Below are 23,304 nucleotides of genomic sequence, written 5' to 3'. Positions count from 1 at the left end.
CAAACATCCCCAAAATCATGGACGGAAAATGGCAAATCGGCTCTTTATTAGGCATTCCTCTTTATCTTGATCCTTCTTGGTTTTTAATCCTAGGGTTGGTAACGTTGGTTAATGCGGAGGATATTAATGGTCAAGGATTGGCCGGAGATTGGCTTTGGTTGGGGTGGATAGCAGGCCTAATCATGGCTTTATTACTCTTTATCTCAGTCTTACTCCATGAGTTGGGCCATAGTTTGATCGCCCGCTCTCAAGGCATTACCGTAAATTCTATCACCCTGTTTTTATTTGGGGGAGTCGCGGCCATCGAACGAGAATCAACAACCCCTGCTGGTGCTTTTTGGGTGGCGATCGCTGGCCCTTTGGTGAGTTTTAGTCTATCGGCTCTCTTTTATAGTCTAATTTATGGCTTGTCTTCGGTTCATTTATTCCCAAGCATGACCGGAAATTGGCACAAAATCCCTCAATTATTAACCTACATGATGGTGGATTTGGCGCGAATTAATTTAGTTCTGGGCATTTTTAATTTAATTCCGGGCCTGCCTTTAGATGGGGGACAAGTCTTAAAAGCGATAGTTTGGAAGCTTAAAGGCGATCGCTTGACGGGAGTTCGTTGGGCGGCCGCTAGTGGTAAATTGGTGGGATTGTTTGGCATCTGTTTAGGACTCTTTTTTATCCTCTTGACGGGAAGTTTAAGTGGGTTATGGTTGGTGTTTGTGGGATGGTTTGTGCGACGGAATGCGGATAATTATGAGCGAATTACGGAATTACAGCAAAGTCTGTTAAATATTTTGGCCAGTCAGGTGATGACCCGCGAGTTTCGTGTGGTGAATGCTCGTCTGAGTTTAGCTCAATTTGCTCAAGAATATATTCTCAGGGAAAGTTATGACCCGATGGTCTATTTTGCTGCTTCAGAAGGACGCTATCGGGGCCTGATTCAGATTCGAGATTTACAAACTATTGAACGCAGTGCTTGGGAGAAAATAACTTTGTGGGAAATTGCCCATCCTTTAACAGAGATTTCTTCCGTTGAGGAAAAAACTCCCCTAGTTAGGGTGATTGAGCAATTAGAAGCTATTTCTGACCGCTATCTCACTGTTTTATCTCCTGCGGGGGCCGTGGCCGGGATTATTGATCGCGGAGATGTGGTCAAGGCGATCGCTGAATATCATCAGTTACCCATTCCTGAGAGCGAAATTAAACGGGTTAAAACTGAGGGAACTTATCCTAATTATTTGCAGTTACCTGCGATCGCTAAAAGCCTTGAAGATCAAAAATGACGAAAAAAGCAAGATAAATGTCTCTTTCGCTTACGATGGGAGAATTGGGTGAAAAGTAGAAGGGTTGATGATGACTGTTGTGCCAAATACAACGAGACTAGAAGGGTTAGAAGCATTATTAATTAACCAGTTACAAAGATCTGGTTTATCTTGTGATCCACTAGAGGTTAATTGTTTCTTAGGAGAATTATTAATTATTCTCGTTGAATCTCCCAATAATTCTGATCTCAATCTTCAAAAAATAGAAGATTGTATTAATAAAGTTTTAGCATCAGAAAATCTATCTCAAGCCTATTTTGTCGAAATTTATTATTTAGTTAATGGAGAATATTGTCAATTAGAACCGCCTTTAAATCCGAGCTTTTTTGATCTATTGTTTGGGCAATTTGTCAAGAAAGATACTCGGCTTTTTTTGAATAAATCTCAAAAGTTAGCAAAATCATGGCTATTAACCCTTAAAAATAGAACAATTATTAATTTCAAGTCTCATCAATTATTATGGTTATTAATTGGGGGAAGTCTGGGCAGTTTTTTGCTGTTAAGTAGTGCTTATATTCTGACTCGTCCCTGTTTATTTGATACCTGTCAAATTATTAGTCAAGCTGAAAATATCGCTCAAAAACCTTTAACTTTATTGATAACTTCCTCAGCAGATACGGAGCTTTTAAAGGTTAAACAAGACTTAATAAAATCTCTTAACCTCTTGCAAAAAGTTCCTTGGTGGTCAAGTTATTATTCAGAGGCTTCTCTATTAGAAAAACAATATAAACAAACCCTAACTAATCTTAATTTAATTCTAGAAGCAAAAGAGCTTGAAAAACAAGCTTTATCTTTATACAAAAATTCTCCTTTACCACTTTCTAATTTACAAGAAATTCAAAGACTTTGGCAAGAATCTCTTGATAAAGTAAACGTAATTAATCAGGATCAATATTTAGATGATATAAGAGAGAATCTAACTCAAAAATATCAAAATAACTTAAACTTAATTGCCAATAAAATAGCCTCAGAAAAAATTGGAACAACCAGTTTAAATGCTGCCAAAGAAGCAGCTAAAATAGCCAATGAACGTCAGAAATCGGCTCAAAGCTTAGCTGATTTAAAATTAGTTTATACCACCTGGAAAACTGGAATTAAAAGAATACAAGACATTCCCCCATCTACTACCGTTTATGACTCCTCCCGTCCCCTTCTCAAAACCTATTTATCCTATTTAGTTAGAGCAGAAAAACGTAAAAATCAAGAAGAAAATGCAGTTAAAATTTACGAGAAAGCTGTGAATCAAGCAAAATTAGCTGAAAGATCAGAAACACAAAATCAATGGTCAAAAGCAGTGAATTATTGGAATGGGTCCATCAATTATTTGCAAAAAATCCCTCAAAATACGTTTCAATGGAATCAATCTCAGCCATTATTATCAGCTTATCCTTTATCTTTAAATAGAGCTAAAAATCAATTAAAAGAATCAATACAAAATCAAAAAATTGAATCGGAACTAAAAGCAATGTGTTTAAAACCTCAAAAAATTTGTCAATATAAAATTACGGAAAGATTGATTAAAATACAATTAGATTCTGATTATTTAGAACAACTATGGAACCTAGCACTACAAGCAAAAGCACAGGCAAATTTACAAATTCAAGTTGAACTTTTAAATCATCTTTCTACCTTTGAATATCGCCTCCAAAACATGAGTAAACTGACGGGAAAATCTATCGAAGTTTACAATGCTGATGGAAATTTAATGACTGTGTATCAAGGACAACAGTAGACAATTCCTTCATCTGACAAAATTTAACAATGATGCACTATACATCAGCAACCACTATCTGCTATAATGTGCAACGCAGGGAAAATACCAATAAGTAAATATACTTAATAAACCATCTTATGACTAACCAACTCCTTTCTCGTTCGTCTTTAGAAACCCCCAAAAACGCCATTTCTCCCTCAATTCAGCAATCATTAGGGACAAAAAGCCAAGAACACCAGATGACACAAGTAAGGAAATCCTATCAAGTTGTACAACAAGTCAAATATTTACATTTACAAGCTGAAATTGATATGCTGCTTCAGCAATTACAAACCCTTAAACAAAATTAGTTTTTTTTAGAGGTAATTCATGAATTACCTCTACAGATAAGATTTTAGGGGGTGTTAGGGTATAAATTAGCGACATATTCCCCGTAGCCATTGTAAGGCAGGGTTTCTTTAATTTCCCAAGATAGGCCTGGCCCTTGACTAATAAACTTTTCAGTTGCTTGTGACCAACGGGGATGAGGTTTATTGGGGTTAACATTGGCCTCAAAATCATACTCATTGGGATCAATAGTATTCCAATAAGTTGCGGGTTTTTCCGCGACAAATTCCACTTTAACCAGAGATTTTGCCCCTTTAAACCCATATTTCCAGGGAATGACCATCCGTAACGGTGCGCCATGTTGTTTTGGTAAATCATGGCCATAGATTCCTACAGCAAAAAAAGCCAACTCATTAGCCATTTCTTCAATGCGTAACCCTTCTTGATAGGGCCAAGGTAAAGAACCCAAATGAAAACCAGGGCCGGTAGTAATTTCTGGGTCATAAAAAGAAGTAAATCTGACAAATTTAGCTTGACTGGTAGGTTCAACCGCTTGCATTAAGGCCTTCATGGGGAACCCAACCCAAGGTAAAACCATTGACCAAGCTTCGACACAGCGAAAACGATAAACTCTTTCTTCTAGGGGAAATTTTCGTTTAAGATCGTCTAGATCATAGGTTTGAGGATTTTTGACTAATCCTGTTACTTCAAGCTTCCAATTCTCTGTGGGTAATTTTTGAGCTTTCAGCCAAATATTTTTCGTGCCACCAAACTCATAAAAATTATTGTATTGTCCTGCCAAAATCTCTTTTGTTATTGGACGATCAACCGTCTTAAAAACGGGAGAGGGTTGAATATTTGGAAGTTTAGGAAGTTGGAGACTCGATTCTAAAGCCGTTTGAGAGGAGGATTTTTGACAACCGTTTAAGGGAATTAAACTTGCTGCAATTCCTGTCCCAATTAAACTTTTTAGGAAGCGACGACGGTTATAATAAACTGTGTCTGGGGTGATTTCGTTTTCACTGATTTGCCAAGGCGGAGGAACAGGAATTAAAGACATTGCAAAAAAAAGAGACTCAGGTTAGGGGAAATAACTAACACGCCTTTGATCTTAACAAATTCTGGGTGAGGAGACGAGGAGATTGGGGAGTCGTCAAAAATAAACAAGAGAGATGGACAGCTTTTTTGTAGGATAGAGTTTAAGGAGAAATCAAAAGTCACCTTAGCACAGAACTCACCGTTTCGCCCGTGATGATTATCCCCAAGATGCTCGTCAGATGGGCAGTAAACATCGATTTTGCTAGGAGATCTCGAAAAAAATCATTGATGAGTAGATCAAAATCGGTTTTAACACAACTGTTGCAACTGCTTCCCCATTGGCGGCAACAAATGTACTTTAAGGCTTCTTTGACAGCATTGTCCCATGCCATGGAAGATCAGGTACTCGCAGGATCTGATCAACCCTTAGTCATCGCTAGTTTTCAACGGGAACGATTTTATCGTCAAGAAGCCCAGCGATATCGACGAATTGCCCAAAAAAGCTCGCAAGTCTACGTTTTAGCTGCGCCAGAAACCGATTTTAAAAATTGTTCTGATGTCTATGAAACCATTGCCTTTGAGCCAACCGATAGCTTAACCCAAGAATGGCACTTAATTGTGATTGGGCTGAACTATGCCAGCTGTTTAATTTGTCAAGAGCGAACCGGGACAACCAAGGAAGAAAACAGTTCAGCAATGGATAATAGTCGCCGTTTTGAAGGTATTTGGACATTTGATCGCCAAGTAACCCAACAGGCCGCTCATATTTTGCTACAACGCATTCAAGGCTATCGTCCCGAACTCAAATCAAAAATTCAACAGGCGCGTCAAACTTATCTCCCCTCAGAAGTTTTGGCGCAAAACGTGGATCAATTTCAGTCTGAAGTGTCAGATAACCGCAATTGGGATACTTTTAATAACAATCCTGATCCCTTTGTACAACGTTTAGTTACCTATCTTCAGGCCAGTCAATATAAACTGATCAAAGCTAACCATTCTCTTGCTATCAAAGAACATAAAGAACGGTTAATTAATTCGGTGACAACGGCCATTCGACGTTCCCTTAATCCTGATGAAATTTTACAAGTTGCGGTGCAGAAATTGGGGGAAGGATTAGGGGTATCTCGTTGTTTGGTCTATCGTTGCCAAGAAACCGACGCAACCGCCATCATTCAACACGAATTTATTAATGCGGGTATTTCCTCAATTCAGGGACAAACTTGGCCATTAAAAAATAATCCTCTGTTTAAGGAAGTAGTCGCTTTACGGGATGCTTTAACCATTGATAATGCTATTAGCGATCCGCGAATTACTAAACTATTAGAGCAACAAAATCAATCTGAAGACGCTTTACAAACCCTTGTTAAAAGTTGTTCAATTTTGTCTTGGATGTTGGTTCCTATTCTCTATCAAGGTAGATTAATGGGAATGTTGGAATTACACCATTGTGGCCCAGATCCCATGCTCTGGAAAGAAGAAGATGTGGCCTTAGTTAATGCGATCGCCACCCAAATTGGAGTAGCTCTGATTCAAGCAGAAGCTTACGCTAATCTTCAAGATCTTAACGAACAATTAGAAGCACTCGATCGCACTCGCTCGAATTTAGTGGCAATTACAGGTCATGAATTACGCACTCCTCTATCTACTATTCAAGTCTGTTTAGAATGTTTGTCCACTGAACCGGATATGTCCCCTGAGTTACGTCAAGTGATGCTGAGTGCGGCCTTACAAGATGCGGAAAGAATGCGAAAATTAGTGCAAGATTTCTTGACCCTTTCTCAATTAGAAAGTGGACGGGTGCAATGGAATGTGGAACCTTTAAATCTTCAAGAATGTGTAGAATTATCTTTAAGTAATGTTCGGGCCCGTCATAAAGATAACCCTTTACCCCAAATTGAAAATCTCGTTACAGATGAATTGCCTCTCATTCAAGCAGATGGAGAATGGTTAGTAGAAGTGTTGGCCAAATTATTAGACAATGCTTGTAAATTTACCAGTCAAGAAGGCAAAGTGACTATTCAAGTTAGTCGCAGTAGTCCTGAACATTTAGAAGTCACCGTGGCTGATACGGGAAGGGGTATTGAACCAAAACGCTTAGAAACTGTCTTTGATCGCTTTTATCAAGAAGAAGGGGCTTTACGTCGCAGTGCAGGGGGAACAGGCCTAGGTTTAGCTATTTCTCGTCAAATTGTTCATGGTTGGGGTGGACAAATTTGGGCAGAATCTTTAGGGAAAGATCACGGAAGTCAGTTTCATTTTACAGTGCCAATTTATTTTGATCAAATTCCTAGTCAAAAAGAGAGACAAAAGCCATCCTCTCCCTCTTTATACCCTAAAAAAAACCGCCCAAAACGGTCAAATTAATCCTAAGTGATCGCAGGAAACTAAGGGATAAGGCGCATAATTAACCCTATCCGAATACAATAGAAAAAAGCACCGACCGACCTATCAGGAGAGAAGTAGTGGTCAGAATTCTCAAACTTGCTCAAATGACATCAAGGGATCTCGCTACCTTAAAGCGACGGGCCGAATTAGATATTGATCAAGTCCTTCCCATTGCCCAAGAAGTGATTACGGCGATCGCTAAAACGGGAGATGAAGGGGTGATTCATTATGCCCGTAAATTTGATTATGAGGGAGCAACGGCCCAGAATATCAAAGTCACTGAAGCAGAATTTGCCGAAGCGCAACATCTCATTGAACCTGAGGTTAAACTAGCAGTAGAACAGGCTTTCCGTAACATTAAAGAAGTCCATCAACGGCAAATGCCAGAAGAAATGAACCTGGCGGAAATTGAGACAGGGATTTTTGCTGGCGAAAAAATTACTCCTATTCCTCGTGTGGGGTTATATGTTCCCAGAGGAAAAGGGGCCTTTCCTTCCATGATGTTAATGTTAACTATTCCGGCGATGGTGGCCGGAGTGGAAAAAATTGTGGTTTGTACCCCACCAGATAAACAAGGAAGGGTTGAACCTGTTTCTTTAGTGGTTGCTCAAATGGCCGGGGTGACAGAAGTTTATAAATTAGGCGGTGTCCAAGCCTTAGCGGCCATGGCTTTAGGAACGCAAACTGTACCAAAAGTAGATAAATTAACGGGCCCTTGTAGTATTTATGGGGCAGCGGCCAAGCGTATTTTATTTGGGACGGTGGATGTGGGTTTACCTGCGGGCCCCAGTGAATCAATTATTTTAGCAGATGAAACCACTAACCCCCAGTTAGCTGCCTTAGATTTATTGATTGAAGCTGAACATGGGCCAGACTCTGCGGCTTTATTAGTTACCCATAGTGAAACTGTTGCCCAAAAAGCTAGTCAATATGCCTCGGATTATTTACAAAAACTTCCTCAATGGCGACGGGAATTTTGTGAGGCGGGGTTAGAAGCTTATGGGGGAATTATTCTGACTTCTAGTTTACAGGAATCCCTAGATTTTATTAATGAATATGCTCCTGAACATTTAGAAATTTTAGTCGAAGATCCCTTACGATTAGTGGGTAAGGTGAAAAATGCAGGGGAAATTTTACTCGGAAAATATACCCCTTCTTCTGCTGCAACTTATGCGATCGGAGTTAATGCTGTTTTACCCACAGGAGGGTTTGCTCGTTCCTATTCAGCCGTTTCTGTTTATGATTTTCTTAAACGTTCTACGGTCGCTTATTTAACGTCAGAAGGGTTTGAGCGTGTTAAACAAACAACCCAAACCTTAGCTAATTATGAAGAGTTTCCGGCCCATAGCATGGCAATAGAAGAACGAGAAAAGTTATTGTAACTTGGGTTGATTTTTGATTCAGAAGAAAAAAAATCAAATTAGGAGTCAACAAAACTTGTCCCTTAACGACTCCTAATTAATTTCAACTCAAGCATTAACTATTTTTTGTCCGATTGTTTTTTGTACTGAATCACGATTCCGGCTAATCCCATTGCTAGTAACCCATTCACTAAACTTGGTTCAGGAATAGTTGTGCCGCCTGTAGTTGTGCCGCTGATGGTTGTACCGCCTGTAGTTGTGCCACTGATGGTTGTACCTGTAGTTGTGCCTGTAGTTGTGCCTGTAGTTGTGCCTGTGGTTGTGCCGCCTATGGTTGTGCCTGTGGTTGTGCCGCCTATGGTTGTGCCGCTTGTGGTGGTGGTGGTTGGCAGATCACCACCCATAGGGCCAAACAGGATATTGCCGACAAGATAAAAAAGGTTATCCCCTAACAAATCCGATGCTGGGGTATCTGGATAAACGAGAGGATCTGATCCACCTGGTAAGCCAACATAACCGACAGGTTCAAATCCTCCATCGGGTTGCATTACATCGGAAAGGGTAAACGTAAAATCGGGGTCTTCATCCGTACCCGGAACCATGTCATCTACATCAGTGATGGGAATGGTGACATTACCGGGAGCTAAATTGCCTGTATTCTGGATAAATAATTTATCCCCTGCACCTGTGTACGAGACTCCCAAACGGTAGCTTTTAAGAGGATTAAAAGTAGTAAGAGAAATGGGGGTCACGAATTCTGCATAAACAAAGTCTTTATAGGTGAAAGTACCGGTTGTTAAAGGCCCAATTGTTACTGGTGTGTCTAAAATTGGAATACCAATACTTGGATCATTAGCATCAACCTCCCAAATCTGCAATTGATGCTCGTTTTGTAATATTGGATTACCATTATTATCACTTCCGCCAGCATAAACACCTAAGGCAAGTATTTGATTATTAATACCAGTAGTATTTCCTAATTGAAATTCAAAACCGAAAGTCACTGGGAAATTATTGTCATCATTAGCACCTCCCGTAAATTCATAACCTAGGGTAGCCCCATTAGCATTTACTGCACTACCAAAGCTTAAAATAACACCTAAAGATAGGGTTGAGAGCCATTTCTGTCCACAAATACTCATAATTTTTGTTTTGATAATTGAATCCGCTAAACTCATCCTATCAAGGGGTTTCTAACTTAAATCTGTGGTAAAGATTAAAAAAAATAAGTGTATTTTTTCCGATATAATTAGTGATTATTGTCAACATTTTTGTGATAATTGTTGAGATAAAAATATAAATATATATAAACGGATAAATTTGTCTACAAAACTGTTTTATTTGTTGATATTTGCTTATAATAAGTTCTAAAAGTTTAAAAATTGCTCACATTTAGTTACAATCTGTCTAACTTCTTAACTTACCGTTACAATGTAGAGAGGTCAGTCAGGCGAGTTAGATTCTAAGAAGTCTGGCCTTAATTTAACTAAATTTTAAGTTATCCATCAATAATCAATCTCTAAAAATCCTTAACCCTTGTCTAGCAAAGACATACAGAGTTTTAGGCTAATATGTAACCCTTTTGAGATTTCCCAATTTGTTGGATCGATGATTAATTGAAAATTGACTAAGTTTTCATCAATAATTAAGTTTTGTAATGATACAAGACAAAAGATGTCACATTTTTATCGTTATATTGAGCAAGATTGTCCAATAATTCAATTTCGTATCTCTTTGTGATGAAGTTTCTTTACAAGATTTTGATAGCTAATAAAAGTAGGGGGAGAACGGCCGTTCTCCCCCTACCAGAAATTCAAGTGTTAAACAAAAGTAAATTTAAGGTTCAACCCAACGGCCATCCGCTTTAATTAACTCAATTAATTCTTGAACCCCTTGGCCTTCAGGTACTTTTTTAATTTCTTCCCGGCCCCGATACAAAGAAATATAACCAGCTTGCTTACCCACATAACCGTAGTCAGCATCGGCCATTTCTCCAGGGCCATTCACAATACATCCCATAACAGCAATATCTAACCCTGTCAGATGTTTCGTCGCTTCTCGTACCTTATGTAATACTTCTTCTAAATTAAACAAAGTACGACCACAAGAAGGACAGGCCACGTATTCCACCATAGTTTTACGCAGTCCTAGAGCTTGAAGAATACTATAACAAACAGGGATTTCTTTTTCAGGGGCCTCCGTCAAAGAAACGCGAATTGTATCCCCAATTCCTTGCGCTAAGAGGGTTCCAATTCCTGCGGTAGACTTAATCCGTCCATATTCCCCGTCTCCTGCTTCTGTTACCCCTAAATGTAGGGGATAATCCATTCCTAACTCATCCATACGCTTTACCATGAGGCGATAGGCTGCTAACATGACAGGAACACGGGATGCTTTAAGAGAGATGACAATGTTATAAAAATTGAGAGATTCACAGATGCGGATAAATTCTAAGGCAGATTCTACCATGCCTTCGGGGGTGTCTCCATAAGTAAATAACATCCTTTCTGCTAAAGAACCATGATTAACCCCAATTCTCATCGCTTTTCCTTGATCTCGCAGGGAAATAACTAAAGGTTCTAGGGTTTCGCGGATTTTATCACCAATTTCTGCAAATTCGGCCTGGGTGTATTCGCTGCGGGTTAGACTGGGTTTCTCAAAGACATATAACCCTGGGTTAATGCGGACTTTATCAACGTGCTTAGCCACTTCTAGGGCGATTTTTAAACCATTATGATGCACATCTGCAACGAGGGGAACAGGTTGATAAACTTGGGCTAATTTTGCTTTAATTTCGGCTAAAGCTTTAGCATGGGCCATACTGGGCACTGTTACCCGCACAATTTCACAGCCAATTTCATGTAAGCGGCGAATTGCGGCTACTGACCCATCAATATCTAGGGTATCCTCATTAATCATGGATTGTACCACAACGGGATGACCGCCCCCAATGGTGACATCTGCCACTTTGACGGGACGGGTTTGGCGACGGTGTATAGTGGTATCAAATTCAGGGGTGGAGGTGTTTTTAGGGGTTTCCAGGGTTTGCATGGTGGATTGATATAAGATGATTGGGTAGCGAATTTATCCAAGTCTTATTTTAAGGGACTGTGTGAGTATTATTAGTTTATTTGTGGAATTCAATGATTAGCAAAAAACGTTTACGCAATCTTCATTATACCCTTGCTCCATTAATGATTTTTCCTTTACTATTAACTGCGATAACGGGATCATTATTTCAAGTTGCTGAATTAACGGGAAATGGTCGAGAATTTTCCTGGTTATTGGCACTTCATCGCGGTAAATTTGGGATGATTGATTTACGAATGGTTTATCCTTTTTTGAATGCTTTTGGGATTTTGCTGTTGGGTGTTACAGGGATTTTGATGTGGTTACAAGTTAGGCGAAAAATATAAGATAAAACAACAGAAAATACTACTCAATAGCAATGATTTCAACTTTATCCCCTACTTTTAAAACTTTATCCACTTCGGAATCTTGCACTTTTGTATTAACACTAACTCGATAAAAATGATTAAATTGACTGGAGTTAACCCAACTGGGTAAAGTTGCTTTTCTTTTCTCTATAAATTGCTGTTGAAACTTCTCTATTATTTCTCCTGTATGGGAATTTTTTGTCGGAACAATACAGCGTTGACATGGGTTAATTCCTTGAAAAAATACCTCACCTATCCGAAAATTAACCCATTGATTTTCATTGCCAAATAATTGATCTTCCCAGAATGGAGGAACCCCATTAATTTCTAAATTTGCTCTTAATCTTCGTCTAATTTCTTCTAAATTAATGTGAGGAAACCACTCAGAAATCGTTGTTAGAGTTGCGTTACTAATAATAGTTGGCCCCGATGCTTTTGTATCATCAGGAAATCCGGTTAATTGATTTTCTTTTAAATGCACATAAAAACCAAAATAATCACTTAACCAAGTTTCTAATGCTTTTTTTTCTGTACTTAAGTTAAATTTGATTCTTGACTCATTTCCTTCAATTTGTAAACTAATATTAGTTAAGTCTTGGTCAAATAAAGCTCTTAATTGATAGATTTTTGAATTGCGTTTACCGTTAACATATCTATCATTATCATCAAAAATAGCCCATTGTCGATCATATTTTAATGCACCACTTTTAAGGATAGTTGCTTCAGAAAAAGATATTCCATCTAAAGATTTAATAGGATAGATAATAATCTTGGACAAATAAGCTATATTTTTAGGCTGTAACATTAATTTTCCTCTCTATTATTTGACTTCTGTAGGGGCTTAATAATATTAAGCCCCTACCATATTATTCCTATCCAATAATAATACCCCCATTACAAACCGCCGCATTGGGTTGATCATTGGGAAAATCTGTATCAGCAACTAAAGCATAAATTCCCGTCCCCACTTCTTCTAGGGTTAATTGAGAAGTGGATAGGGTTAAAGCAGGTTGAGAGGGAGAAGATTGAGTAATACCTTGGGTTTGCCATCCAATCAGACAAATCCCCGTAATTAGGGCCAGTATAGCTAAAATGAGCCATTGCTTGATTTTGTATCTTTTCATAACAATTTAATCAGAGATTTGACAAATTTCCTGTAAGATTATGATATCAGAAAGCCTCCTCTGGGGAATAATAAGAAAGTAAACCTTAATCACCAAGATAATCTAGGTAAGATGAATTTAGTAAGAATCTGGGTAATTGCGGCTAATGGATTTCGAGAAGTTATCCGCGATCGCATCCTCTATGTTATTGGTTTTTTTGGGGTTGTTTTAGCCCTGTCTTTACGCTTACTCCCAGAAATTTCTGTCGGGGCCGATGGGAAAATTTTCCTGGATGTGGGGTTAGGAATGATTTCTTTTTTAGGGGCAATTGTCGCAATTTTTGTGGGGACGGGATTAATTAATAAAGAGATTGAAAAACGAACAGTTTTATTGTTGATTCCTAAACCTATTAGTCGCAGTGAATTAATCGTTGGTAAACATCTTGGTTTATGTGGGGTACTTGCTGTGATGATTGCTATCATGACAGTGCTTTATTTTGGATTATTGAGTTGGTCAAAAATCACTTTCTCTCCCGTTAGTTTACTGATTTCTCAATTATATTTATTATTAGAATTAGCTTTGTTAACGGCTGTTTCTATTACTTTTGGTGTTTTTACCAGTTCAATTTTGGCAACCCTTTTAAGTTTCGGAATCTATTTCATTGGACATCTGAGTAGTGATTTACTAAAGTTGGCGACAATTAGCAAAAATCCTAGCATTACTGCTTTAACAGAAGGGATTTATTTAATCGTTCCCAACCTCGAAAGATTTAATCTTAAAAATACGGCAGTCTATGGTATTCTTCCCAGTGGTTTAGATTTAACCATGAATGCTCTCTATGGCCTAGCTTATATCATTCTTCTCCTAGCAATTTCTAGTTTTATTTTTTCGAGAAGACAATTTTAAATGTTGCTTTTTATGACCTTTTTTCAAAGATTATTTACTCTAGGAGAATTTACCTGTATACTGACTCAGTAGGGGTATTATGGGACAAACCAGGACAAAAAAGCTCGTGGGAACCTTAGCAAGTCAATATTCAGGGATTATTAAGCAACAGACAAAACTGTCTCATCAAACGGGTAGCTATGATGGACAGAAAGAATTTCTTAGGGCCATTTATCATCTGTTAAATTCTGGCATAAATCATCAGGAAATCATTGCCAAAATTTTAGCTATTGTTGGCAATAAATATAGCGCAGATAATGCCATTTTATTACGCATTGAATCATCCATCTGCCACATTTACCAAGCTTGGGCCGCGACGGAAAAGAGTTTGCTCGAAAGGTTGGTTAAGAATGAATGGGTAAAGTTATTCCATTGTACCGCCCAACATCAAGTTTACCAGTTTTGTCAAGCGGGTGCTATTCTTGGCCAATCTCTAGATATTACCCCGTCCAAAAATATTGAGGAGGAAGGGGATTTTCATTATTGTATTTTAAGTGTTCCTATCTACCTGAGTAAACAGTTATTTGGCTATTTAATCTTAGCAACTAAAGAAGCAACTCGTACTTTTTCCCTAGAAGAAATTGAAACCTTAGAAATTGTTACGGATCAAATAGCGATCGCTATTCAAAACAGTCAATTACAAGAGCGTTTAAATCAGCTAGAATTAGAAAATAAGAGACTGCAATCTGGCCATCAAAATAAAAGTGATTATCTCTCCCACATGAGTCATGAATTACGCACACCTCTGGCGGGAATTTTGGGCTTTTCTAAGATGCTTAAAGAAGAACTTTATGGCCCCTTAAATGACAAGCAAAAACAGTATGTTAATGGAATTAAGGTGTCAGGAGATCATTTATTAGCTCTTGTTAATGACTTTTTAGATCTCTCTAAAATTGAAGCAGAAAAAGAAGAAATATTTTTAGAAACTGTGGCAGTTGAAGATATTTGTTTGTCCGCAATTTCTATGGTTCAAACAAAAGCAAATGAGCAAAAACTAAACCTAATTTTTGATGTTGCAGACAACATTGATTTCTGTACAGTTGATCAACGAAAGATCAAACAAATCCTTCTTAATTTACTATCTAATGCCATTAAATTTACTGAAAAAGGCTCAGTTACTTTGCAAGTAAAACGGACTCAAAATATTCTTATATTTTGTGTGATTGATACAGGAATTGGCTTAAAAGAAGCCGATCAACAAAAACTTTTTCAACCCTTTCAACAAATTCATAATCACCTCAGTCGCAAACACAAAGGGACAGGGTTAGGATTAGCATTATCCCGTAAACTAGCGCAATTACATGGCGGAGATCTCACCTTAACCTCTGAATTTGGCCAAGGGAGTTGTTTCACCCTAGAATTACCGATTCAAGTTGATAGTAGTATGAGTTAAGAATTTGCTAAAATAAAAATAAATCCCTGAAAATTTCAGCTTAAACATAAAATGCTAACAGAAAAACTCAGCCAATTAAAAGCAATTTTTCAACCAATGAAACAGGTATTAATTGCCTATTCTGGGGGTATAGATAGCACTTTAGTCGCCAAAATCGCCTATGATGTTTTAGGCGATCATGCGTTAGCTGTAACCGCAGTTTCCCCCTCATTATTGCCCGAAGAATTAGAAGAAGCCAAAATTCAAGCCGCTACCATTGGCATTCCCCATGAGTTAGTCTACACCCATGAAATGGATAACCCTAACTACACAGCAAACCCCGTCAACCGTTGCTATTTTTGTAAAAGTGAACTCCATGACACCCTCAAACCCCTCGCCTTAAAACGGGGCTATCCTTATGTAGTAGATGGGGTTAACGCCGACGACTTACAAGACTATCGCCCAGGAATACAAGCGGCCAAAGAGAGGGGGGCGCGATCGCCTTTAGCCGAATTACATATCACAAAACTGGAAGTTCGTCAACTCTCCCAAGATTTGGGTTTACCTTGGTGGGATAAGCCGGCCCAACCCTGTTTGAGTTCCCGTTTTCCCTATGGTGAAGAAATTACGGTGGCGAAACTGCAACGGGTAGGACGAGCCGAAATCTACCTGCGCAACCTAGGATATCACAATTTGCGGGTGCGTTCTCAGGGAGACACAGCCAAAATTGAGTTACCCCCAGAGGTAATCAAAGACTTTGTTGTTACGACTAATTTACCCCAACTGGTGACGAAATTTCAAGAGTTAGGCTTTATTTATGTCACCCTTGATTTAGAAGGGTATCGTAGTGGGAAAATGAACCTAGAAATTTTGGGCAAAGATAGGGTTAACATTTAACTATTGTAATTGATAATAAACCCCCCAAATAGCCATAGCGCGTAAATAATGACAAGCACGAAAGGTTCCCACGGCGGTTATCGCTTCAGGAGTGCGAAACTGTAGACCATTTTCATACACCTGTTTAACCACCGCTTCGGTTAATTTTAATGCTTCATCTTTCATGCCCATTTGTATTAGAAATGCAGCCAAACCGAAATTAATTCCTGTCCAAACTTCTTGGGGATGAGTTGAATTAGGATCTTCGGGTGTACCGTCAGGTTTCATGCCATTTGCTGCCCCATATTTTCCGTTTTGAAACTTCAAGAAACAAGCCTCATAAACTTTACTTAAAGCTGAGGTTGCATATTGTTGTTCAACCACATCAGGTAAGTCCAATAAACGGGCATAAAATTGACCGGACAATTGATCAGCCATTACCACATCTGATCCACTTTCACTGTCCAATTTATAGTATTCTCCATTCCATAAAGTTTGGTGATAAATTGAGCGTGATTGTTGTAACCAATTGGTATAATTGGTAAGCTGTTCTTGTATTGATTCTGGATAATTTTCTGGTTCTAATTGTGGATTATTGGGAGGATTTTCTAATAAGATTTCGCTGATTTTTATGGCAGCTTCTAAAGCAGCGATCCATAGACCCCCACAATAAGCACTAATACCCTGTAATTCCCAGTCATCAAAAGTTTGATCTGGTGCGCCAGAATTTTCAGGAATACCATCATTATCTAAGTCAAATTCTTTGAGATAATTTAACGTTTCTGGAACGGCGGCCCAACATTCCCAAAGAAAGTCAATATCCGTTGACCCAGTTAACATAAAATCCCGATAAACTTGTAAGACAAAATCACTGCCTAAGTCCTTCCAAAGATTACAATCTTGATAACTGGTATAGTTAGTTTTTTCCCAAGGATGTTCATTAGGCGCACCTAAATCATGGGGGGTTGCTCCCTTGACTTTTCGTAAGCCTTCGGCCTGATTATAACCAATAATCCTAATGGTATCATCACTGGTCGGAATTGCCCGTGCAAATGCTTCCATGACTGCTTTTTCTAAACGAGGCCATAACATCAATAATCCAAATGAGCCATATAATCTTACATCCAGACTTTCATACCAACAATAATCCAAACATTCTAAGACACCAAATTGTCCGACTGGATCATTCTCTGATGCTGCTGTCCAAAGAGTTCCCCCATCAGTTAATAAGTATAATTCGTTAAACAATGCCATCTTAAACCAGTCGGGTAAATCCTGCCGTTTTAAGATAGGAGACTGCCATTCTTCTACTTTTTCCCGCCACACATCTGAATGTTTTAACGCCGTTCTCACCATTGCCCAACCATTTTGACCATTGCGACCAAAATAGTCAGTATAGCGGCGAAAATATTGCACACCTGGGGCGAATTCGGTGACAGGTAAATCCCAAGCTAAAATAAAGGGAATTTTCTTAGTTCTGCCAGGTTTAATAGTAAACCGAATCGCCATCGCTGCCGCAATTTGTTCCCCAGGTTCGGCCGGTGTTTCATCTTCTTGATCTGGCAATGATCCATTCATAGCAAAATAGTCCCAAACCTCAGAACCATCCCCATTAGGATTCCATTTCCCCAGATAAAAAACCTCAACACTGGGATTAGTTACACTGGCAATACAAATCTGTCCTTCTCCCTCTTGAACTTGTGCATGAGGTTGCAAACGATTAAGAATAAAACCGACCCGAAAATTATCTTGTATCCACTGGTTAAAATTGCCTGTACTATGACCCCATCTCGGTTGATATTCATACTCAGGACTACCATCATCTCTAACGGTAATTTCTGGAGATTTAATAGCATTAGTAAACCAACCTACAATATTTTGCCAAGTCAGCATAATACTGATGGTAAGGGGTTGATCTGTGGGGTTATGAACAGTCCATTCAAAAATGCCTAACGGATAACTGGTTTCTTGATAGTTATTCGGAATAATGGGGGAAAATTGCTCACAAATTATTTGCGCTTTAAATACCCCTTCATATTGATACCAACTACAGGGATATAGTGCATGATAAGTTCCCTTTTCTTGTGGATACCAGGCCCAACGAGAGAGGGTTTTATCTTCCGGTGTTTCCGTAGATAAAGCATAAGCTTGGGCTGTCCCATCTTCTAGTTGTTCAAAAATACTAAATTGACAAGATGGGATACTTTTAAAAATATGTTCTCCCCCGTCTAAATGCCAAAGGTTGAAGTCACCACGAGGGGAACGGCCAATACAACCGGCCCCAAACCCACCGAGGGGCATTCCATGCCAGGGGCCATCATCTAAATTACTAGCATAGCGCACAGTATAGGGGTTATCCCATCCTTGACCGATAGGACGTTTCCAAGCGCAAGAGGGGATGTTTGGGAGAGAAAATAGAGTCTTCATGAGTTTATATTGTAGGGCATGAAGGTAACACTGTTTAGCTGAATTTTATCAATTAGGTTAAAATAATTCTTCTTGTAATACTTCTAATTCTTGTTCGGTTTCTTCTCCATTTAATAATAATTGAGCCGCTTCTAACATATCATTAACAAGCTCTTTTAGGTCTTCTTTATTATCAAGATAGGTTTTCAATGCTTCTAAGGGATCTAAACTTTTTCCTACCCCTAATTCTGGTAAACGGGGACGGGCCAATTGACTAATTAATTCAGGACGAATGGTATAACTATGGGCAGACTTTAAAGCATCATGAATTACTGCACTATTAACTAAGTCTAATTGTTCTGACCGAATTTGATAATTTAATCTGACAACAGCTTCCTCAATATTCTTTTTATCAATGGCTTTTAATAAAGCATCTTGGGGATCTTGTTTATCAGAAACATCAATTTTTATGGTACAAAAGGAACGAGCAGGTAAGGGGCAAAATTGCCAATTTACTTCGCCTTTTTTCACGGTTAATAAAATATATCCTTTTTCTTCTTTTTCTTCGCTAAAATCCACCCTTTCAATACTGCCAGGATAAATAATTGGGGGATTATTACTTGGATTCAAATTTTGGTATTTATGGACATGGCCTAAGGCCACATAATCAAATTCAGGACGAATTAATAAAGAAATAGGAATGGTAAATCCTCGACCAACAGCTAAAAATTGTTCAGCCCCAAATCTCGCTCTATTCACCATTAAATGTCCTAATAAAACTGTGGGATTTTCTTGATCTAACTGTCTGATTTCTGCCTCTAAAGCCGGTCGAAGGGCTTCGATTAATAATTGATTAATATCATCTAAACATAACCCTTCTGTTTTGGATTTAGTTAATAGTATAGAACGGGTTAACCAAGGCAATGTAATAATTTGAATATCTCCATTTTTTGTCGAGATTCTATGGGTTTCTAATTTATCTCCTACAATAAAACCAGGAACAGCTAATGTTCGATAAATACATAAACTTGCGCCCCCATTTCCTTGAGAATGTTGGTCATGATTTCCTACTAATAAAATGGTGGGAATATTCGCATCTGCTAAGCGTCGAAATTGAGCAGCAAAGGCTTCATGAATATAAGGGGGAGGTGTGGCATCAGGAAAGGCATCACCCCCAAATAAAACGAGGTCTACAGCTTCTTTAATGGCACAATCAATACATAAACTTAAGGACTTAATAAAGTCTTCTAAGCGGCTATTTAAGCCTGTTTTTGGGTTGATTCGTCCATGAGAGAAACCGCTACCTAGGTGAATATCAGAAAAGTGGAGAATTTTAATCATGATAGATAAAAAGCAAGAGACAATCCTTAAGTTAACTATATTTCTTTATCGCTTCTACTTCTTGGTAATTTCTATTACTCAATCAAATCTCTGCAATACACACTTTAGTAATTTTGTCAAACTGCTTCAAAAAACTACACAATCATTTTAGTACATCTGCTCAAAATAAATCCCATTTCACCCAGTTAACCAAACAAATACCCTAAACTGAAACCTTTTCCCTACGCCAAATCTGGGTTTAAGCCTATTAAATTAATGAAAGACAGACGTACTGTAGATTTTTCTTGTTACTATAATAGCATCAAAAGGCGTAAACTCGTTAGCTATTGAGAATAATTCTTACACATTTCTTTATGTAACGAAATTAGACTGATTGAAATAAATCAATCAGTCTCTCTAACTCATAAATATTAGTTATACTTAAAGGCGATCGCCGGAAAATGCGAAGAAACTTGCGGGGTAAACAAGAAGATTAATGGAAATTACCCTCGGAATCTCAATTAATCAAGGTAGAATAAGAAAGGCTGTAAAATTTGCAGCTTCAGAGGAGGTGCGGGATGACAACTTTAAGTTTAACTCGGCAAGACATTTCGGCGTTGACGGAGAAAGATGTCGCCGATCTAGCGGTACGCTTAGAACAGGATGATTATACCGATCCTTTTGAAGCCCTTCAAGATTGGCACACCTTGCGAGCGATCGCCTTTCAACGTGAAGATTTGGCTGAACCCTATCTTTACTTGCTTGATATCGAAGCCTACGACGAAGCATAATGACCATGCTTCCATCTAAACAAGTCCTCATAGGCATTGGTGGCGGTATTGCTGCCTATAAAGTCTGTGAGGTTATTTCTTCTCTGTTCCAATCAGGGGCAACAGTTCGGGTTATTCTTACCGACACAGCCCAACAGTTTATTACACCCCTAACCGTCTCTATCCTGAGTCGTCATCAAGCTTACACCGATCAAGATTTTTGGCAAGCCACTCATTCCCGTCCTCTACATATAGAATTAGGAGAATGGGCTGATATCTTCTTAATTGCCCCTTTAACCGCCAATACCCTTGGTAAATTAACCTATGGGTTAGCAGATAATCTGCTGACGAATACGGTTTTAGCCTCTCGTTGTCCCATTTTGCTTGCTCCTGCCATGAATACGGAAATGTGGGAACAATCATCCGTACAGCGCAATTGGCAACAGTTACAACAAGATCCGAGATATCATAATATTGGGCCGGGGTCGGGTTTATTAGCTTGCGATCGCGTGGGTTCAGGACGCATGGCCGAACCGTCAGAAATCGTGACCAAGCTTCAATCTTTAGTATATACCAACGGTCAACAAGATTACCAGGGAAAGCGCATTTTAATCAGTGCTGGAGGAACAAGAGAACATCTTGATCCAGTACGGTTTATTGGCAATCCTTCTACGGGAAAAATGGGCTTAGCTTTAGCACAGGCAGCCAGCGATCGCGGGGGAATTGTCACCTTAATACATGGCCCCATTGCTTCAGAATTACTGCCTATTTCACCTCAGTATAAACGAATTTCGGTAGTGAGTGCGGCTGAAATGGAAACAGCTATGTTTAGTCATTTTGCTGAGGCAGAGATTATTATTATGTCTGCTGCGGTAGCTGATGTTAAACCTGCTCACTATGCCAAAGACAAATTACCCAAAAGTGCTTTATCAAGATCATTGGATTTAGAGCCTGTTCCCGATATTATTGCTCAATTAGGACAGAAGAAACAACCTCATCAATGTTTAATTGGTTTTGCTGCACAAACTGGAGATATTGTTACTCCTGCCATTGATAAATTAAAGCGTAAACAGTTAGATATTATTGTTGCTAACCCAGTCGATGTTAATAATGCAGGGTTTGGCAGTGATACAAATCAAGCCATATTAATTAATGGGAAGGGGCAACAAAAAAAAATAGAATCTTGTAGTAAATTAGAATTAGCTCATCAATTATTAGACTTTATCAATGAATAATTGATAATTAATAATTCATTTGAAAAAGAAGATTTTTTATTATAGTATTAAAGAACTAAGCGCATTCCCTTGGCAACCCATGACATCGACTATACCTACTTATCAAATTCAATGGGAAAAACTGCCCGACGATTTTATCTTACCCGATGATCCAGTGGATAATATTCATCAACCTGCTCTTGCTGCTGCCTTAACCGACAGTTTAGAAAATGCGGGCAAAATCCCTGACAATGCCATCACAACCACTAATTATGGCATCTGTGCCACAGTCAACGGCAAAATTGTCATAAAAGCCCCTGACTGGGCTTATATACCCCTTCTGTGTGTACCTAAAGAGGAAATTGCCCGTAGCTATACCCCTCAATTACAAGGAGAAACCCCGATCATTGTGATGGAATTTCTCTCAGATACAGATGGGAGTGAATATTCCAGTAAACCGACTCATCTCCCTGGAAAATGGTTCTTTTACGAGAAAATTCTCAAAGTTCCTCATTACATCATTTTTGAACCCTATCGAGGTTTAATTGAACATTATCAATTAGGTAAATTAGGGGAATATGAAATACAATCTGCTGATGATAATGGACGTTATTGGATTCCTCAGTTAAAGCTTTATTTAGGGCTTTGGGAAGGCACAAGAGAACAACGTAAAGGCTATTGGTTGCGCTGGTGGAATGAAGCCGAAGAGTTGTTACTTTGGGGGTCAGAATTAGCCCTTCTCGAACGTCAAAAAGCTGAAGTTGAAAGACAGAAAGCTGAAGTTGAAAGACAGAAAGCTGAAGTTGAAAGACAGAAAGCTGAAGTTGAAAAGCAAAAAGCTGAAGTTGAAAGACAGAAAGCTGAAGTTGAAAAGCAGAAAGCTGAACGTTTAGCTGCTCAATTACGGGCGGCTGGAATCCAACCTGAATTGTAACAGATTCACAGGTTCAATAAGTAGGGGTCAACGGCCGTTGACCTTTACATGAGGTTATCCATCCCAGAATAAATAGGTGACATACCCACGCATTCCGCGTAGCGACCTACGGGGCTTCCTCTTTCAACGGGATCAGCCTCCACAAAACAAGTTTTGTTTTGGTCTTACGTTCCCTCCGCAGGTCTTACTCACAAAAGTGGTACGCTCCTGGCGTACAGTTTTCACTGCACCGAGGCAGACTCCCTGTGTCCCAAGGAGTATAAATTGTTCTTCGACAAATCACTGTTTGGACTTACGCTATTGCTGCCGACTTTTTGATTCTGAGCGCGATTTCTTTTCCCGATCTGACAATGTTCCTGCGCCGAAAGTATTGCTACTTTGCTTTGATGTTAGGCTGTCTGTCAATCCAAAGTTCGGGTGGGTCGCAACCAGAAGACAGTATATCACAAAAGTGCTGCCTTGGCTATCATCCCTCGATTTTCGTTCCTCAATCGGGGATTTCTCGCCAAGAATTGGTTAAATAGTTTAAGACAATGATGACCCTAACAGAATTATTAAACGAAGCTAAACAGCTTAAGCTTCAAGAACAAGTGCAACTAGCGACGCAATTGTTACAATGGGTAGAAATAAAACTGAATCAAAACGCTACATCCAGATCAGAGAAAAAATTACGACAACCCGGACTTAATCGAGGTTCTTGTCTCATTGCTGATGATTTTGATGAGCCATTACCTGACGATTTTTGGCTAGGGGAATCATGAAATTACTATTTTAGCTTTATTCAGG

At 38.9% G+C, this 23,304-nt stretch carries 20 protein-coding genes; 13 read left to right on the top strand and 7 right to left on the bottom strand.

Translation table 11 applies throughout. The features are described 5' to 3' along the window. Positions 1 to 17: 17 nt before the first annotated feature. From VB691_RS15140 to VB691_RS15130, 3 genes are all read left to right on the top strand, one after another. Complete coding sequence (locus tag VB691_RS15140) at positions 18 to 1,277, top strand: site-2 protease family protein (RefSeq protein ID WP_323292341.1); 1,260 nt, start codon at positions 18 to 20, stop codon at positions 1,275 to 1,277. A 67-nt stretch (positions 1,278 to 1,344) separates the two neighbouring features. After that, a complete protein-coding gene (locus VB691_RS15135; protein ID WP_323292340.1) occupies positions 1,345 to 3,048 on the top strand; it encodes a hypothetical protein in 1,704 nt (567 codons plus the stop codon). Between the two features lie 119 nt (positions 3,049 to 3,167). Next, a complete protein-coding gene (locus VB691_RS15130) occupies positions 3,168 to 3,380 on the top strand; it encodes an aspartate kinase (RefSeq protein WP_323292339.1) in 213 nt (70 codons plus the stop codon). Positions 3,381 to 3,424: 44 nt separating this feature from the next. On the opposite strand, the gene msrP is transcribed toward VB691_RS15130, so the two are convergent. Continuing rightward, positions 3,425 to 4,417, bottom strand: coding sequence for a protein-methionine-sulfoxide reductase catalytic subunit MsrP (gene msrP, locus VB691_RS15125; RefSeq protein ID WP_323292338.1), 993 nt, complete (start codon positions 4,415 to 4,417; stop codon positions 3,425 to 3,427). Between the two features lie 266 nt (positions 4,418 to 4,683). Between msrP and VB691_RS15120 the strand changes: the two genes are divergently transcribed. Together VB691_RS15120 and hisD are read left to right on the top strand one after the other, a co-directional pair. After that, positions 4,684 to 6,759, top strand: a complete 2,076-nt coding sequence (locus VB691_RS15120; RefSeq protein ID WP_323292337.1) for a DICT sensory domain-containing protein — start codon at positions 4,684 to 4,686, stop codon at positions 6,757 to 6,759. Between the two features lie 98 nt (positions 6,760 to 6,857). Beyond that, positions 6,858 to 8,162, top strand: a complete 1,305-nt coding sequence (gene hisD, locus VB691_RS15115) for a histidinol dehydrogenase (RefSeq protein ID WP_323292336.1) — start codon at positions 6,858 to 6,860, stop codon at positions 8,160 to 8,162. Between the two features lie 98 nt (positions 8,163 to 8,260). Here the strand turns inward: hisD and VB691_RS15110 are convergent, their stop codons facing one another. Continuing rightward, positions 8,261 to 9,283, bottom strand: a complete 1,023-nt coding sequence (locus VB691_RS15110) for a hypothetical protein (protein WP_323292335.1) — start codon at positions 9,281 to 9,283, stop codon at positions 8,261 to 8,263. Positions 9,284 to 9,977: 694 nt separating this feature from the next. Further along, positions 9,978 to 11,192 (bottom strand): (E)-4-hydroxy-3-methylbut-2-enyl-diphosphate synthase, encoded by a 1,215-nt coding sequence (gene ispG, locus VB691_RS15105; RefSeq protein WP_323292334.1) that lies wholly within the window; start codon positions 11,190 to 11,192, stop codon positions 9,978 to 9,980. 92 nt (positions 11,193 to 11,284) lie between these two features. On the opposite strand from ispG, the gene VB691_RS15100 reads away from it, so the two are divergent. Beyond that, on the top strand, positions 11,285 to 11,557 hold the full coding sequence (locus tag VB691_RS15100; RefSeq protein ID WP_323292333.1) for a PepSY domain-containing protein: 273 nt from the start codon (positions 11,285 to 11,287) through the stop codon (positions 11,555 to 11,557). A gap of 19 nt (positions 11,558 to 11,576) precedes the next feature. On the opposite strand, the gene VB691_RS15095 is transcribed toward VB691_RS15100, so the two are convergent. Further along, positions 11,577 to 12,383, bottom strand: coding sequence for an MOSC domain-containing protein (locus VB691_RS15095; protein ID WP_323292332.1), 807 nt, complete (start codon positions 12,381 to 12,383; stop codon positions 11,577 to 11,579). A 67-nt stretch (positions 12,384 to 12,450) separates the two neighbouring features. Next, on the bottom strand, positions 12,451 to 12,702 hold the full coding sequence (locus VB691_RS15090) for a hypothetical protein (protein WP_323292331.1): 252 nt from the start codon (positions 12,700 to 12,702) through the stop codon (positions 12,451 to 12,453). Between the two features lie 111 nt (positions 12,703 to 12,813). Between VB691_RS15090 and VB691_RS15085 the strand changes: the two genes are divergently transcribed. The 3 genes from VB691_RS15085 (at position 12,814) to larE (ending at position 15,895) form a co-directional block, all read left to right on the top strand. Continuing rightward, positions 12,814 to 13,587 carry an ABC transporter permease gene (locus VB691_RS15085; protein WP_323292330.1) on the top strand — a complete coding sequence of 258 codons (774 nt, stop codon included), beginning with the start codon at positions 12,814 to 12,816 and terminating at the stop codon, positions 13,585 to 13,587. Between the two features lie 79 nt (positions 13,588 to 13,666). Beyond that, positions 13,667 to 15,019, top strand: coding sequence for a HAMP domain-containing sensor histidine kinase (locus tag VB691_RS15080; protein ID WP_323292329.1), 1,353 nt, complete (start codon positions 13,667 to 13,669; stop codon positions 15,017 to 15,019). 51 nt (positions 15,020 to 15,070) lie between these two features. Further along, the gene (gene larE / locus VB691_RS15075; RefSeq protein WP_323292328.1) at positions 15,071 to 15,895 is read left to right on the top strand and encodes an ATP-dependent sacrificial sulfur transferase LarE; all 825 of its coding nucleotides are present in this window, start codon (positions 15,071 to 15,073) and stop codon (positions 15,893 to 15,895) included. Here the strand turns inward: larE and VB691_RS15070 are convergent, their stop codons facing one another. Both VB691_RS15070 and sbcD read right to left on the bottom strand, forming a co-directional pair. Beyond that, the gene (locus VB691_RS15070) at positions 15,896 to 18,301 is read right to left on the bottom strand and encodes a GH116 family glycosyl hydrolase (protein WP_323292327.1); all 2,406 of its coding nucleotides are present in this window, start codon (positions 18,299 to 18,301) and stop codon (positions 15,896 to 15,898) included. 57 nt (positions 18,302 to 18,358) lie between these two features. Continuing rightward, a complete protein-coding gene (gene sbcD / locus VB691_RS15065) occupies positions 18,359 to 19,621 on the bottom strand; it encodes an exonuclease subunit SbcD (protein ID WP_323292326.1) in 1,263 nt (420 codons plus the stop codon). 557 nt (positions 19,622 to 20,178) lie between these two features. Between sbcD and VB691_RS15060 the strand changes: the two genes are divergently transcribed. The 4 genes from VB691_RS15060 to VB691_RS15045 all read left to right on the top strand — a co-directional run bounded on the left by VB691_RS15060 (position 20,179) and on the right by VB691_RS15045 (position 23,279). Then, complete coding sequence (locus VB691_RS15060) at positions 20,179 to 20,391, top strand: DUF2555 domain-containing protein (RefSeq protein WP_323292325.1); 213 nt, start codon at positions 20,179 to 20,181, stop codon at positions 20,389 to 20,391. A gap of 5 nt (positions 20,392 to 20,396) precedes the next feature. After that, entirely contained in the window at positions 20,397 to 21,605 is a 1,209-nt protein-coding gene (gene coaBC / locus VB691_RS15055) for a bifunctional phosphopantothenoylcysteine decarboxylase/phosphopantothenate--cysteine ligase CoaBC (RefSeq protein ID WP_323292361.1), read from the top strand. A 79-nt stretch (positions 21,606 to 21,684) separates the two neighbouring features. Next, on the top strand, positions 21,685 to 22,518 hold the full coding sequence (locus VB691_RS15050) for a Uma2 family endonuclease (RefSeq protein WP_323292324.1): 834 nt from the start codon (positions 21,685 to 21,687) through the stop codon (positions 22,516 to 22,518). 533 nt (positions 22,519 to 23,051) lie between these two features. Continuing rightward, the gene (locus VB691_RS15045; RefSeq protein ID WP_323292323.1) at positions 23,052 to 23,279 is read left to right on the top strand and encodes a hypothetical protein; all 228 of its coding nucleotides are present in this window, start codon (positions 23,052 to 23,054) and stop codon (positions 23,277 to 23,279) included. Positions 23,280 to 23,304: the final 25 nt, after the last annotated feature.

The sequence above is a fragment of the Crocosphaera sp. XPORK-15E genome, assembly GCF_034931425.1.
GTDB lineage: Bacteria > Cyanobacteriota > Cyanobacteriia > Cyanobacteriales > Microcystaceae > UHCC-0190.
This window is presented reverse-complemented; position numbering and strand designations above follow the sequence as displayed.